We start from the raw sequence: 16167 nt of genomic DNA, 5'->3' as shown, positions 1-16167 counted from the left end.
TTAGAATATCATAATATGAAAATAAATGAATTTGTGGCCTTATGCATAAATGATAAAGATAGTTATTGAATAGTAGTTTTGGAGGTGTACGGATGAAAGGAGAATATTTAAAAAGAAATGAATTTTTGTTATTAAGCATAGTTCTTTTAGTATTTATTATTATAGTAAATAGTATGGCAAACTTTTTTGGAGGATGGTTACAATATCTTTTTTATCAAGGTGGATATGGTTTATTATTGAGTTTAATAATTCCGTTAATATATGTTTTTAAATATGAGAAAGCAGATTTAAAAGAGTTAGGTTTTAAAAAGTTAGATTTAAAAGGAATTATTATAGCTAGTGTATTTATTGTTTTTTCAGTAGGTGGACAGCTTAAAACTAAACATTTTGAAATGGTATCTATTAATCAAATGATATATTTAACAATTCCTTTAGTAATGACAACATTTTTTGAGGAATTTCTTTTTAGAGGTTTTTTTCAAACTAGATATGAAAAGATTTTTGGGACAATACCAGCAATAATATTATCAGGCTTAACCTTTTCCTTATACCATTTAGGATATCCAAGCTTTAGAAGCTTATCAATGCTTTCAACTTTATTTTTAGTAGGTATGATGTTTGCTTTAGCTTTTAAATTATCTGGCAATAACTTATTAATAGCATTTTTAGTTAATTTACCAAATGCTATTTTAACTTACTTAATTAATCCACAAAATTTTACTTTTTTAGGATTAGAGGCTGCAAGTATTTCTTTAATTACTATAATTTTTGTAGTAATTATAGTTTTTAGAGTTAGGCATAAATACTTAAAGAAAGATTATGAAAAAAATATCTAAATTTAATATCTAAATTAAGATCGATATTTTGCTAGTAGGATTATTCCACAGTACAATATTGGTCTTTTATTTTAGAAAAAATAATATATTAAACAGTAGACGTATTGTTTTTAAGGAGTTGAGATAGGTTGGAGCGGGAGAGTAGATATATCCAGCCAAATAGTCCAACAGATGAAGAAAGATATAACATGATAAAAATAGCGTTAGATGAAGCTAAGCATAGCGAAGATTTTGATAATATAATAGAATTACTTAATCCTCCAAAGGATATTAGAACTATTGGTTCACAAATAGAATGTAGAGGGCTTAAAGTTGGGATAATAGGTGGGGGTCTTGCAGGATTAGCAGCTGCTTTTGAATTAAGGAAGGTTGGTTTTGATATCAGCATATTTGAGATGGATGAGAAACGTATTGGAGGTAGAATTTATACTTATTATTTTGATAAGTATAGAAATTTATATGGTGAGTTTGGAGCTATGAGAATACCTGTAAGTCATCAAACAGTTTGGCATTATATAAATTTATTTAAGTTAAATACTAGACCTTTTATCCAATATAATGAAAATACATTTATTTATGTAAGAAATACAAGAGTAAGAAATGATGCACAGGGAAAAGGTGTAATGGAGAAGATTTATCCTCAGTTTGATTTGACGGAAAGAGAAAAAGTTACACCATGGCAAAAATTACTTGATTATGCAACTATGACACCTTTATTGAGATTAGAACCAGAGATAAGAAAGGAGCTATTACAAATAAAAAAACAATATTCTGTTCAGATTGAATATATGGATTCTTTAAGTATAAGAAAGATGCTCAATAAAATGGGTTTAAGTAAAGGAGCGATAGATTTAATATCGAACATTGTTCCAATGCTTGGAGAACTTTATTATAATAGCTATTTAGAGAACCTTATAGAAAATTATACTATAGATTATGCTTATAGATATGAGATAGTTGATGGAATGGTTAATTTACCACTCGCATTTTATAATTCATTAATATCTAAAAAGCCTAGAGAATATTGTAATATTGAAGAAAAAGATATAGGTAAAGTTGTTTTTAATACTGGGACAACTGTAACAGGTATATATAAGGGTTTTGAAAGGAATAAGGTTATATTAGAGTATAAAAATAGGAAGCAGAAGGATGCTTTTAAAGGAGAGTTTGATTTTGTCATTTGTGCAAATCCTTTTTCTAGCTTTTGTAACATAAATTTAAATCCTATGTTTAGCACAGAAAAAATGCAAGCTATAAGAGAATTAAATTATACCTCAAGCCAGAAAACTCTTTTTATGTGTAGCGAAAGATTTTGGGAAAAAGGAGGGCCTAAGGAGAGGATAGTAGGTGGAGGTTCATATACTGATTTGCCAATTACAACTATATGGTATCCAGGTTATAAATCACTTAATAAAAATAAAAAATATAATGCTGTGAGTAGTCCTGGAGTTTTGTTGGCTTCTTATAATTTAAATCAGGATTCTATAAGGTTAGGAAAGGTAGATAATGCTTTAAAAGTAAATGAAATAAAAAGACAATTAGAGGAAGTGCATAATCTTGAAAGGGGTTATCTTGATTCAATAGTAAAAGATTATAAAAATGTTGACTGGAACAATGAAAGAGGGTTTAATGGAGGCTTTTGCTATTTAATGCCTGAACAACATAGGCTTTTTGTATATGATGCTATAAAACCAGAGTTTGATAACAGGATATATTTTGCAGGTGAACATACTTCACTTGCTCATGGTTGGATTCAGGGAGCTTTAAATAGTGGAATGAAAGCTGCAAATGATATAGTTAAGTATTGTTGTATTTTATAGAGTTTAAAATAATTTAAAAGTGAAAGTGGAGAATTGAGGGTAAATGTTATCTTTTTTAATTAGATAAAATTAACCTTCAATTTTAATTTATACAGTTATTTAAGGGAAATAATATGTTTTTAATTAATAAATTAAGATTTAATATTAAAATTCTATAAAAAAATTTTCAATTAATATAAATAACTTTAGTAATATTACTAATTAAAATATCATAAGTATTTAATGAAGAAAAATTAATTGTACAAGGGTAAATAAAATAAATTCTTTTAAAGGGATTTTTATTGAACTTTTGCGCAAACGATTACTGAGAGGGGATTGTTTTATGAAAAAGGTAAAAAAGGTTATTGCTTGGGCATGTGTATTAAGTTTGTCATTAAGTGCAGTTGCTTGTGGTACTAAGACAGAAGAGAAGAAGGACAATGTAAAAATTGATATTTTTCAGTTTAAGGTAGAAGCTAAGGATGCACTTGATAAGGCAGCAAAAGAATATACAAGTATAAATAAGAATGTAAAAATAAACATACAAACAATCGGTGGTGGTGACGATTATGGGGCTGCACTCAAATCAAAATTTGCATCAGGTGAGGAACCAGCTATATATAATATAGGGGGAACTCAGGATGCTATAGACTGGAAAGAAAAGCTTGAAGATTTATCTAAAGAACCATGGATAGATAAAGCATTCCCAGGAACTTTAGAGGCTGTTAAGATGGATGAGGGAAAAATAGTAGGTATGCCATTTAACCAAGAGGGATATGGACTTATTTACAATAAAGACATTTTTTCTAAGGTAGGAATAGATGGAGAAACTATAAAGACTTATGCAGATTTAGAGAAAGCTTGTGCTACATTAGACTCTAAGAAAGCAGATTTAGGATTAGATGCAGTAATATGCCTTCCAGGTAGTGAAAAGTGGGTTACAGGATTGCATCTTTCAAATGTAGCATTTGGTAGTGAATTTACTGATGTTAAGAAGGCTTTTGAAGCTAAGACTATAGACTTTAAGTATAATGAGCAATTAAAGAAATTGTTAGATCTACAAATTAAATATGCATATAAGCCGGATGGAAGCAATAAATCAATAAATAGTGTTACTTATCCTACACAAGTTGAAAAGGAATTTGCATTAGGTAAGGTTGCTATGATTCAGCAAGGTAACTGGGCTTATGGTGGAATAAAGGGTGTAGATGAAAAGGTTGCTAAGAATGTAGGTTTTGTACCTATGTCTTTAGATGGAGTTAAAGAAGGTTGTCTTCCAGTAGGAGTACCTATGTATTGGGCTATAAATAGCAAGAAAGATGATGTTACCAAAAAAGCAGCTAAGGATTTCTTAAACTGGTTATATACTTCAGATAAAGGAAAAGAAATGATAATAAAGGACTTTAACTTTATACCTGCATTTAAAGGTTATGATGGAGATAATTTAAAACCAGCAGATCCATTATCCCAAGCAATATTAAAGTATTCAAATGAAGGTAAAACAAGTCCGTGGGTATTTATGGGATATCCAACTGGCTGGGGTCAGGATAAATTAGGAAATGATATTCAAAAATATATAGCAGGGGATTTAACTTGGGATAAACTTGTTGAAAATGCAAAAGTAACTTGGGGTGAAGCTAGAAATAAGTAATAAGTAATTTAGGTGTGTTTGCTAAAGGTTAATAATTATAAAATGCAAACACACTTTTTGAAATTATAGGAGGGCTTATGAAAAAAAGAATAAGTTTTTGGTTATTTTTGTTGCCTGTACTTTTAGCATTTTTTGTAGTGGTATTATTACCTTTTTTCTTTGGAATATATTATTCTTTTACTGATTGGAATGGAATTAAATCAGATTTAACTTTTATAGGATTTAAAAATTATTCTATAGCTTTAAGTGACAAGACTTTTTTTAATTCTTTTATTTTTACAGCAAAGTTTACTATTGTATCGGTTATAGTTTTAAATCTTTTAGGATTTGGGCTAGCTTTATTAGTTACTAGAAATTTGAAAATAAATAATTTACTTAGGACTATATTCTTTATGCCCAATTTAATTGGGGGATTAATATTAGGATTCATATGGCAATTCATATTTAAAGAGGTATTTGCAAGTATAGGAAAGGCTACAGGAAATAATTCTCTTATGGGATGGTTATCAGATGGCAAGACTGGATTTTGGGCATTAGTAATACTCATGAGTTGGCAGATGGCAGGATATCTTATGGTTATATACATTGCAGCTATACAAAATATATCTCAAGATTTACTTGAAGCTGCGGAAATAGATGGAGCTTCAAAGCTTCAAAGATTAAAACATATTGTTATTCCTTTAGTTAGACCAGCTTTTACTATAAGTATATTTTTAACTTTATCAAATTCATTTAAATTATATGACCAAAATCTTTCATTAACTGCTGGAGGTCCAGCTAATTCTACCCAGATGATGGCTATGAACATATATGATTCAGCTTTCAAATTTAATCAAATGGGAGTAGCACAGGCTAAAGCATTTATTCTTTTTATAATAGTTGCAGTTATTACATTAACACAAGTTTATCTTTCTAAGAGAAAGGAGGTAGATGCTTAATGGAACAGAAAAAACGAAGATCTAAATTGAAGTTTAATAATATTGTTTTAGGTATATTTGGTATATTATTAGCATTACTTTTTTTATCTCCTTTTTATATTATCTTTATAAATTCATTTAAGAGCAAAAGAGAGCTTTTTGAAAGTACATTATATTTTCCAGCTATTTGGACTACAGATAATTATAAATCTGCATTTGAAAGATTACAATTTTTTAAGACTTTAGGAATATCAATATTTGTAACAGCAACAAGTGTAGTAGTAATAATAATATTTACATCTATGGCAGCATGGGTTCTTGAAAGAAACAATGGAAAGACAAGTACAATAACATTTTATATGTTTATAGCAGCTATGCTTATACCTTTTCAAGCTGTAATGCTACCTCTTGTAAGAATAATGGGTAAGCTAAATCTTCTAAATATAGGTGGCCTTATATTTATGTATTTAGGTTTTGGTTCATCGTTATCAATATTTTTATATCATGGTTTTCTAAAGAGTATACCTAGAGAGCTTGAAGATGCAGCGATGATAGACGGATGTAGTAAGTTTAAAACATTTTGGTATATAATCTTTCCACTTTTAAAACCTACAACTATAACAGTAGCTATATTGAATGTCGTCTGGATCTGGAATGACTTCCTATTACCATCCCTAGTAATAAATAAACCAGCAACGCAGACAATACCCCTTAAAACTTTCTTTTTCTTTGGAGAATATACAAAGCAATGGAATTTTGCTTTAGCAGGTCTAGTGCTTACTATAATTCCAGTAATAGTATTTTACTTTCTAGCACAAAAGCATATAATAAAATCGATTACAGCTGGAAGTATTAAGTCATAAATAATATAAGTTACGAGATATAAAAAAATATATATTTCGTAGCTTATATTTTTTCATATTTCTTTGTATTATTTTAAGGGAAATTTAGCATATTAACTATGAGTAAGTTTAATATTTAAATTAATAAAAAGGAGGAGATTTTTATGGCAGACAGAAAAGGTCTTTCTCAAGCTGCTTATGGAGGAGTGGATGGAGAAAATTATAAACCTTACATATCAGTTAATGAGGCATTGCCAGAGTTAACAATAGCATCTATACTTATAGGTTCAATACTTGCGGCAATATTTGCAGCTGCAAATGTATATCTTGCTTTAAAAGTTGGTATGACTATTGCAGCCATTATACCAGCATCTATTTTGGGAACAGCTCTTTTATATGCTATGGGGAGAAAAAGCATATTCGAGGCAAATTTAGTTGCAGGTGTTGCAGGAATAGGAGAATCTTTAGCTGGGGGAATTGTATTTACCTTACCAGCAGTAGTTATTTGGGGAGAAACAATTACTATATTACAAATAGTTCTTGTAACTATTTTAGGAGGGGTTTTAGGTATTTTATTTGTTATTCCTCTTAGAAAATATTTAATAGTTGAAGAACATGGTAAGCTAGCTTATCCTGAAAGTATGGCAGCATCTGAAGTTCTTGTAAACTCAACTGCAGGAGGTGAAGGATTCAAAAATGTTGCTACTGGTCTAGCAGGAGGTGGGCTATTTAAATTCTTATCAGGTGGATTATTATTATGGTCTGAAAGTCCTACATGGGATATAAATATAGTTCAAAGTGGGAAAAATATCTTTCAAAGTATGTATGGAATAGATGCTTTAGCATCATTACTAGGAGTAGGGTTTATAGTTGGAATAGAAGCAGCTACGTATATGTTTTCTGGAGCTGTAATAGCTTATTTTGGTCTTATTCCATTAATAAAATTCTTTGGAGAAGGGCTTCAAACAGCTGTATTTCCATCTACAATACCAATTGCACAAATGTCAGCTAGTGCAGTTAGAGGAAATTATATTAGATATATTGGGGCTGGTGCAGTTGCAGCAGGTGGATTTATAAGTTTAGGAAAATCAATACCAATTATATTTAAATCTATAAAGGCGGCATTAAGTGGAATGGGTGGTTCACATGGAGAGGTTAAGAGGACAGAGTTAGACTTACCAATGACTTATGTTTTAGGTGCGGCTATATTGGTATTTTTATTAGCATGGTTATTACCTATGTTATCAATTCATCCAGTTGGGGCTATATTTGCAGTAATATTTTCATTTTTATTTGCAGTAGTTTCTGCTAGAATTTGTGGTATTATTGGAGCATCTAATAATCCAGTATCAGGTATGACAATTGCAACTTTATTATTTATTACAGCTATACTAAAGGCTATAGGGGTAGTTGGAACTAGAGGTATGATAATAGCAATATTAGCTGGAGCTATTGTTTGTGTTGCTACAGCAGTTGCTGGGGGTACTTCACAAGCTTTAAAAACTACTTTTGTTATAGGCGGAACACCAAAAAATGTTGAGTTAGGTTTAATTATAGGGTTAATTATATCTGCTATCGCAGGTGGAGCAGCGATGCTTTTACTTATTAATATTTATGGAATTGGAGGAGATAAGGGACTTCAAGCACCTCAAGCTACTCTGATGTCAATGGTTGTTCAAGGTGTTATGAATGCTCAGCTTCCTTGGACTTTGGTCTTAGTTGGAGCTGCGCTTGGAATAGTTATTGAACTTCTAGGATTACCAGTTTTACCAGTTGCTCTTGGTATATATTTACCAATAAGCTTAAGTTCAGCTATTTTAATTGGTGGAATTATAAGATTAGTTGTAGAAAAACAATTTAAAGCTAAGGATGAGTTGAGAAAACAAAAAATAGAATTAGGAGTATTATTTTCTTCAGGTTTAGTTGCTGGAGATGCGCTAGTAGGAATATTAGTTGCTGGTTTAACAGCAGGTGGCTTAGCTGATACTGTAGGAATAGGTCCTAAAATAATACCAGTTCTTTCGGCTAGTAAAGGATTTGCACTATTTATGTTTATTGTTTTAATACTTATATTCTATAGCTTTGTAGTCAAAGAAAGAAAAGCTTAATAATATTTGGAGTTGTTATAATGAAACCTAGAGAAAAAAATAAAGAAAACTTTATGCTTTATATTCCTATAAAAAAACATAGTACTTATGAGGAAAGAAAGGGAAAAATATATTTAATGTTTTATCATGATAAATTTATAGAAAAGTTTGCTAGTAAAGTGTTTAAGAAACCTAAAGTAACAGATATAGAATTAGATGAAATAGGTAGTTATGTTTGGAGTATTATGGATAGTAAACGGAATGTTTTAGAAATATTAGATATGTTAAATTCAAAATTCCCAAGTGATTCTGATAATATGACTAATAGGTTAATTTTATTTTTAAGATATTTAAACAGAAGAAATTGGATAAAGTTTCAAAGTAATAATCAGTAATCAAATTTTTAAATTAATATATAAAAGATAAGGTATGCTAAAATATACAATAATTTAGCATACCTTATTTTAGTTAATTTAATAATATTTAATTTAAAGTTTTTAAAATTAAATTTACTTTTAAGCTACTACTCTGTTTTTTTAGGTTTTATAAATAGTGCTATTACAAGAAATCCTAGGAAAATAAGGCCATTTATTTTTACATATTTCATATTTAATATTTCAAGTGGAAGATATGAATAACAAAGACTATCTATTTTAAACCAAGCAACTTTAAAAGCTCTATCTATAGCAGATGGACGTATAAATTCAAAATTATCATCGGGTGTGTGTATTTTACTTAAATCTCCATCACTTAATGTTACTGCATTTATTCCTTCATTATTAAAACTAGCATGGTCAGAAGAATCTTCAAAAAGTAATCTTGTTGGTATCGAATTTTGTTTGCAAAAGCTCTCAAATTCCTTAGGTAATTTTGAGTCTTTAGGAACCTTTTTCCCACTCATAATTGATAGTGGTATTTTATAATCACTACCTATCATATCAAAATTTATTACAGTAGCATCTTTTAAGAGCCCTTTGTTCTTTTCAGCAAAGTCTTTAGAACCTAAAAGCCCAAATTCTTCAGCATTTAATGCTACAAAGATTATATCTCTTTCAGGTGGTGGTAGAGTTCTTAAATATGAACTTAATTCTAGTAAAAAAGCTGTTCCAGATGCATTGTCCAAAGCTCCTTTATAAGTTGTATTATTTAAATCTTGTCCAACATGATCAAAGTGGGCGGTTAGTACTAATGGAGGAAGTTTAGGATTTATTCCTTTAATTTTGCCAACAACATTATAGATTGTAGTATTTTCAACCTTATATGGAAAGTTGCAAGTAATAGTAAAGTCTTTTTTGTAGTAGCCTATTAGATCGTTAAATGTTTCAGGAGACAAAATTGTATATAAATCACTTCGAGCATCATACATGAATGAGCTTCTAAAAGGAAAATCATTAAATCTAGCAGTATAAAATAAAAAGCTTTTATCACCTTGGATTATTTCAAAAGATCTAGGATATAGATTTATTTTATCTTTAGAAGTAAATGTAAGAGAATTAGTTTTAAAGTTTAAACCACTTTCTTTAAAGTCTTTATTATATTCATAACTTTTGAGTAAATTTCCTTTTTTATCATAAACTTTAAGCTCTGGGTTACCATTAGTTTTAACAGGGTAATTAACCTGAAATGGAGAAAGGTAGCTATTATTAAATTGGGAAAGCTTAGTTTGGTTAAAGCCTTCTTTTATGTATGACATAGCTTTAAAATTTCCAGAATTGCCAGACAAACGTCCGTTTAATTCATCAGAAGCAAGATATTTTATAGAGTCTAAAACCTTATTTTTATCAAATGCTTTAAGCTCTTGTGTAGAATCTAATAGTGTTATAAAAGAAAAAAGTGTACAACATACAAAAAAGTTAATTAGCTTTATTATAAAATTTCTCATAAAGAGCTCTCCTTACATAAGTTATAGTTTATTTTTATGTAAATATATTAGTATATATTCTATAAAGCTCATAAAAACTTGAATTAATTGTTAATAGTAATATAATAATAACTAGGTAGATACAATTTAGGAGGGCTTTATGAATATTATAAATGATATTTTAGCGAAAGAACTTAATATTTCATTAAAACAGGTTGAAAGCGTAATAGGTCTTTTAGATGATGGAAATACTGTGCCTTTTATTGCTAGATATAGAAAAGAGGTAACTGGTGGTCTTTCAGATGAAGTTTTAAGAAATCTTTTTGAAAGGTTAACTTATTTAAGAAATTTAGAAGCTAGAAAAGAAGACGTAATAAGACTTATAGAGGAGCAAGGAAAGCTTACTGAAGAGCTTAAAGCAAATATATTAAAAAGTACTATATTAACAGAAGTAGAGGATCTTTATAGACCTTATAAACAAAAAAAGAGAACTAGAGCTACTATAGCTACAGAAAAAGGACTTAAGCCTTTAGCAGAGCTTATATTTGAAGGCAAGTTTAGAGGAGATATAAATGAAGAAGCAGCTAAATACATAAATGAAGAAAAAGCTGTTAATTCTATAGAAGATGCTTTAAATGGTGCTGGTGACATAATAAGTGAAATGATTTCAGATGAAGCAGACTATAGAAAATGGATAAGAAGCTATGTAAATAGGGAAGGTGTTATTGAAACTAAGGGAAGTTCAGAAGAAACTACACCTTATGAGATGTATTATGAGTATAAGGAACCTGTAAGATTTATTCCTTCTCATAGAATCCTAGCCATAAATAGAGGAGAAAAAGAAAAAATACTTTCAGTTAAGATAACTGTTAATGAGGATATTATAATAGATTATTTAAATAGAAAAGTACTTAAAGGAAATAAAGAAACAGATAAATATTTAGAAGCTTCAGTTAAGGATTCTTTAAAAAGACTTATTTATCCTTCAATAGAAAGAGAAATAAGAAGTGAGCTTACAGATAAAGGTGAACAAGGAGCTATAGATATATTTAAAGCTAACCTTAAAGCACTTCTTATGATAGCACCTATTAAAGGGAAAGTAGTTATGGGATTTGATCCAGGATTTAGAACGGGGTGTAAGGTAGCTGTTTTAGATGATACAGGAAAGTTCGTAGAAAAGGCTACAGTATATCCAACATTACCTAGAAATGACATTAAAGGAACTATAGCTGTGCTTAAAGAATTAATATATAAGTATGATGTAGAAGTTATATCATTAGGGAATGGAACTGCTTCTAGAGAATCAGAAGAAGTTATAGCAGAAATGATAACCGAAATTAAAAAGGAAACAGGAAAAGAGGTTTATTATGTTATAGTTTCAGAGGCGGGAGCGTCTGTTTATTCAGCATCAGAACTTGCAAATAAGGAATATCCAGATTTAGATGTAACTATTAGAGGTGCTATATCAATAGGAAGAAGACTTCAAGATCCTTTAGCAGAACTTGTTAAGATAGATCCTAAATCAATAGGAGTGGGTCAGTATCAACATGATGTTACACCAAAGAAATTAGATGAATCTTTAGCTGGTGTAGTAGAAGACTGTGTTAATAATGTAGGTGTAGATTTAAATGTAGCAACGCCATCATTACTTAGTTATATCTCAGGGGTAAATGCATCTATAGCACAAAATATAGTAAACTATAGAGAAGAAAATGGTAAATTTACAACTAGAAAAGAGCTTTTAAAGGTTAAGAGACTTGGTCAAAAAGCTTATGAGCAATGTGCTGGTTTCTTAAGAGTCATGGAAAGTAAAGAAGTTTTAGACAATACAGGTGTCCATCCAGAATCTTATTCTGCGGCTAAAGCACTTCTAAAAGAGCTTGGTTATCCAGAAGAAGATTTAAAAAATGGAAAACTTGTAGATATAGATGCTAGAGTAAATAATATAGGAACAAAGGTTTTAGCAGAGAAATTAGGTATTGGTGAACCTACTTTAATAGATATAATAAAGGAAATAAAGAAACCTGGTAGAGACCCTAGAGAAGAATTACCTAAGCCAATATTAAAATCTGGAGTTATAGACTTAAAGGATTTAAAACCAGGAATGACTCTTATGGGAACTGTTAGAAATGTATCAGATTTTGGTGCCTTTGTAGATATTGGAGTTCATCAAGACGGTTTAGTGCATAAAAGTCAAATGGCAGATAAGTTTGTAAAACATCCGTTAGACGTTGTTAGTGTTGGAGATATAGTAGAAGTTAGAATATTAGAAGTAGATGAAAAGAGAAAAAGAATATCTTTATCTATGAAAAAAGAAACTAATTAGTTTCAAAAAAATTCAAAAAAGACCTTGTCAAAAATTAAACAAGATAATATAATTGAAATATAAAACTTAATAGGATTATCTTCAGGGCGGGGTGTAAGTCCCCACCGGCGGTTATAGCCCGCGAGCGAAATTTTTCGTAGGATTCGGTGAAATTCCGAGGCCGACAGTATAGTCTGGATGGAAGAAGGTAATAGTCTTAGGATTATTCTGAAATTGTACTTTAAAGCCCTGGTAAATGTTGTATTTATCAGGGCTTTTTTGAATAGCTGGTCTAATTCTAATACTAAGGCCCCAGACAATCCAAATAATTTTTTGGAGGGTTTTAGACATGAAAAATGTAAATGAAAGATTAAACAAACAAATTAAAATAGCTCTTTTAGGGGCTATAGCAGTTGTACTAATGTACTTTGATTTCCCTATTCCAGGTTTTCCACCATTTTTAAAAATTGATTTATCTGATATACCAGCTTTAATAGGAGGTTTTATTCTAGGACCAGTAGCAGGTGTTGTTATAGAATTGATTAAGAATTTAATATATGCTTTAATAAAAGGTAGTGGATCAGCAATGATAGGAGAGCTTGCAAACTTTTCTGTAGGAGCAGTATGGGTGTTTACTTCAGCTAGCATATATAAGAGAGGTAAAGACAGAAAGCAAACTATACTTTCATTAATTATTGGGTTTGTAGTTATGGCAGTTTTTGCATCACTTTTAAATTATTTTGTATTACTACCTATGTATGCAAAAATGTTTAAAATGAATTTTGGTAATGTAGCAGTTTTTGTATCAACAGTAATCTTGCCGTTTAACCTAATAAAAGGTTCAGTAGTATCAGTTGCAACATTAGCTTTATATAAAGGAATATTACCTGTGATAAAGAAGGAAAGTTTAAAAGAAAATAATAAAAAGGCTTTATTATAAAAAGAAAAGTATATAAATTTTCAACTATACTTTTAGGTATTAAATCATTACTAATTTATATATTTTTCTATAAATTAAAGACAAGGAAGTTAAGAGTTTAAGAGGCTTTTAACTTCTTTCTTATTTATAATATATTTAATAGAGATAGATATTATAGTAATAAAATAGTATATTACATATTATAAAATTTAATGAATTTTATATTTAGTGGATTAATTGTAGAAAAAAATAAGTAGTGTTATTATATTTAAGGTAAACATAATTTGAAATAATATGCATATTAATTACAATATTATATAGATTGGAGTATAAATGATAAATGTTTAAGAATAGTAAAATTAATAAAAAAAATAAAATCGTAGTTTGTTTAATAATACTAATTTTGTGTAGTTGTGGTGCAGTATATTTAGTTTTTCCACAAAAAAATATTGAGTTTGAAAATATAAATAAAAAAAATATTGTAGAAATAATATCTAACTTAAAAAATGTTAATATACACAATAAAAGTGTAAGTATCAAACTTGATGAAGTAAATACAAGTGAAGTAATAAAAGATATAACTAAGTTTGAGAAATTCAAGTTAGAATTTAAAGAAAATAAATTAACTCTATATATACCTACAAAAGTTATCGGTTTTATAGATACTGTTAATACGTCAAATTTTGAGGTTTCAGAAGAAAATGGAGCAATTTCTTTAAAATTAATAGATGCTTACTTAGGGAAGATAAAAATTCCAAATAGCAAAGTATTAAAGGTATTGAGTGATAATTCATCAGAGGATTTTACTGTTGATGAGAAGAATGAAAAAATATATATAAAGAATAAATTTATTAATTTTACAAAAGCCGAAGTGGTTGATGATAAACTTAATATATCGTGTGAATTAAATTTTAATAATATGATAGGTGATTTTTTAAAAAAGAGGAAGTAATAAATAGTTATTTTAAAACTCCTTTCTGCGGAATTTCGTAAGAAGGAGTTTTTTATTGTCAGTAGTATTTATACAATTACAGAATAAATATATTTAAAAGTATATAAAAAATTTAAAATGATTGCTAATTTACAAATCATGCTAGCCTTTGGAATTTTAAATATACATGACTTAGATTAAAATATCAAAGATAATTTTAATAATGTAAAAGGGATAAAGGTAAAAGAGCCTATAGGAATAATTTGCTTAGATTAAATAAGCGCTCGAAAGGTTAAATTGGTAGAAGATAATAAATACACAGAAGGATATATAAGGATAATTGTTTCTAGAAAAAACAATATTATAAAGTCAACATATAAATATCTATCCTATGGACAAGAAGCTAAAAATATTATTAAATATAGGAACGATTAAATATGGATAAATAAACCGCTTTACAATATGAGAACCACTGTTATAAAATTTAAATACAATTTTTATTTTAGGGGGACATGTTGTGAAAAAAATTAAAAAATTATTACTTTTACCATTAGTATATGTATTTATAATATTAGTACTACCTATAAATACATTTGCTGTCATTACTACAGATAAAGTACAAGTTCCTAAATATCTAAACTATAATGAGCTTTATATTAATTTTGCAGCGCAATATAAAGATAAAACTCTTATCAATTATTCAGATAAAACTTTAGAAAATGGCTACTATAAATATTCAAATAATTCTTCTAACTTAGCAATTATAGAGAATAATTCAGCAAAGAAGGATATTCCATTTTCTTCAAAGTCTGTAATAGACGTTGGTAAAGTCATAGGGGATAGCTTTTATTCATCACAATATAAATATAATTTTAATAATAATAAACTTGAAGAATTACATAATAATATCTATGCAGCTAAGCTAGCGGCACTTGATATTATAAATAAGAAATACAATACTAATCTAATAGATTATGAATTAGATATTAAGATTACTTTTGATAATAACGGTGATGAATATTATATTTTTAATCCATCTGAATATAATGAAAAGAATTATACTGGAATATTCAATTATAAAGGATTTGAATATGTTGAAAAAGATTTTTCAATTCGTTCAGTTACTTTTGATAAGAACAATAATATTCAAATGATTCAACGTAACATTGTTAATTCTGATAATAACAATTATAAAGTATTAAATGCAGATGAATTAAGAATAGTAAAACTGTCTGGTAGTAAGGTTGTGTTTAATAATACATGTTCTATAAAAAACAGTGGTTATACTCTAGGAGATGATTATTATTATCTTACTGATTTAAGTATAGTTGGTGATAATGTTTATGTTACTAAAGGTTATTACATAGAACAATATTCTTGGATAAACAATACTTATAAATTAACAAAAGAAAGCAAAATAAAAGACTTTAATAAAGTAACATCAGATATTAATGGTTCAGCTTGGATTATTACAAAAGAAAATAATAAAGCTTTTGTATGTAAATTTCTTGGTTCCGATTTAATTCCAATGTATGAAGTCGATTCTTCAATGCAACAACTATATGTATATGATGATTCTCACTTAACTGTTGCAGGTTCTAAAGGATTTACTACAATAAATTTAAGTAGTAGTACTAATGTAGAGAATAATAAGGATAACAATAATACTGTTGATAGTAATAAAGATAATAATAGTATCACAAAGAAAGAAACTCCAGAGGTTACTACTAATGTTATTAACGCACAAAAGAACAGTAGTGAAGGTGAAAAAAAACATAATCCAATTATCAAAACTAAAAAAGAACTTCCTCAAACTGGTTCAAATATGAATAAGAATTTAATAAGTTTATTAGGTTTGTTATTTGTGGTTTCAGGAAGCTTTGTATTATATAAAGAAAAATAGATTAATTAATATTCTTATTTTATAAGATATGTTTTAAGTAATAACAAATAAATATAAAAGAATTATGCTAAAAAACTTAATTGGTATATTTTAAAAAAAAGAATGCTTTAATTTCT

General features: G+C 28.4%; 12 protein-coding genes and 1 riboswitch. Of the genes, 11 read left to right on the top strand and 1 reads right to left on the bottom strand.

Annotated features, from left to right (window positions below; genetic code table 11):
* Window positions 1-92: 92 nt before the first annotated feature.
* The 7 genes from BUB01_RS20925 (at window position 93) to BUB01_RS20895 (ending at window position 8527) form a co-directional block, all read left to right on the top strand.
* Window positions 93-836, top strand: coding sequence for a CPBP family intramembrane glutamic endopeptidase (locus tag BUB01_RS20925; RefSeq protein ID WP_072993137.1), 744 nt, complete (start codon window positions 93-95; stop codon window positions 834-836).
* A gap of 128 nt (window positions 837-964) precedes the next feature.
* Window positions 965-2656, top strand: coding sequence for a flavin monoamine oxidase family protein (locus tag BUB01_RS20920; protein ID WP_072993134.1), 1692 nt, complete (start codon window positions 965-967; stop codon window positions 2654-2656).
* 322 nt (window positions 2657-2978) lie between these two features.
* Window positions 2979-4286 carry an ABC transporter substrate-binding protein gene (locus BUB01_RS20915; RefSeq protein ID WP_072993131.1) on the top strand — a complete coding sequence of 436 codons (1308 nt, stop codon included), beginning with the start codon at window positions 2979-2981 and terminating at the stop codon, window positions 4284-4286.
* A gap of 77 nt (window positions 4287-4363) precedes the next feature.
* Window positions 4364-5224 carry a carbohydrate ABC transporter permease gene (locus BUB01_RS20910; RefSeq protein ID WP_072993128.1) on the top strand — a complete coding sequence of 287 codons (861 nt, stop codon included), beginning with the start codon at window positions 4364-4366 and terminating at the stop codon, window positions 5222-5224.
* Window positions 5224-6066, top strand: coding sequence for a carbohydrate ABC transporter permease (locus BUB01_RS20905; RefSeq protein ID WP_072993124.1), 843 nt, complete (start codon window positions 5224-5226; stop codon window positions 6064-6066). The genes BUB01_RS20910 and BUB01_RS20905 overlap by 1 nt, the downstream gene beginning before the upstream one ends.
* A 143-nt stretch (window positions 6067-6209) precedes the next feature.
* Window positions 6210-8153, top strand: a complete 1944-nt coding sequence (locus tag BUB01_RS20900; RefSeq protein ID WP_072993121.1) for an OPT family oligopeptide transporter — start codon at window positions 6210-6212, stop codon at window positions 8151-8153.
* Window positions 8154-8173: 20 nt separating this feature from the next.
* Complete coding sequence (locus BUB01_RS20895) at window positions 8174-8527, top strand: PqqD family protein (protein ID WP_072993118.1); 354 nt, start codon at window positions 8174-8176, stop codon at window positions 8525-8527.
* 128 nt (window positions 8528-8655) lie between these two features.
* On the opposite strand, the gene BUB01_RS20890 is transcribed toward BUB01_RS20895, so the two are convergent.
* Window positions 8656-10014, bottom strand: a complete 1359-nt coding sequence (locus tag BUB01_RS20890) for a M28 family metallopeptidase (RefSeq protein WP_072993115.1) — start codon at window positions 10012-10014, stop codon at window positions 8656-8658.
* Window positions 10015-10153: 139 nt separating this feature from the next.
* Between BUB01_RS20890 and tex the strand changes: the two genes are divergently transcribed.
* From tex to BUB01_RS20870, 4 genes are all read left to right on the top strand, one after another.
* On the top strand, window positions 10154-12319 hold the full coding sequence (gene tex / locus BUB01_RS20885; RefSeq protein ID WP_072993112.1) for an RNA-binding transcriptional accessory protein Tex: 2166 nt from the start codon (window positions 10154-10156) through the stop codon (window positions 12317-12319).
* A gap of 73 nt (window positions 12320-12392) precedes the next feature.
* Window positions 12393-12512, top strand: a riboswitch (FMN riboswitch).
* Between the two features lie 135 nt (window positions 12513-12647).
* Window positions 12648-13238 (top strand): ECF transporter S component, encoded by a 591-nt coding sequence (locus BUB01_RS20880; RefSeq protein WP_072993109.1) that lies wholly within the window; start codon window positions 12648-12650, stop codon window positions 13236-13238.
* Window positions 13239-13557: 319 nt separating this feature from the next.
* Window positions 13558-14169, top strand: a complete 612-nt coding sequence (locus BUB01_RS20875; RefSeq protein ID WP_072993106.1) for a hypothetical protein — start codon at window positions 13558-13560, stop codon at window positions 14167-14169.
* A gap of 496 nt (window positions 14170-14665) precedes the next feature.
* On the top strand, window positions 14666-16051 hold the full coding sequence (locus tag BUB01_RS20870) for an LPXTG cell wall anchor domain-containing protein (protein ID WP_072993103.1): 1386 nt from the start codon (window positions 14666-14668) through the stop codon (window positions 16049-16051).
* The last annotated feature ends 116 nt before the right edge of the window (window positions 16052-16167 follow it).

It is taken from the genome of Clostridium cavendishii DSM 21758, from assembly GCF_900141845.1.
Lineage (GTDB): Bacteria > Bacillota > Clostridia > Clostridiales > Clostridiaceae > Clostridium_AG > Clostridium_AG cavendishii.
Note: the sequence above shows the minus strand (reverse complement) of the source record. Positions and strands in the feature narration are given on the sequence as shown.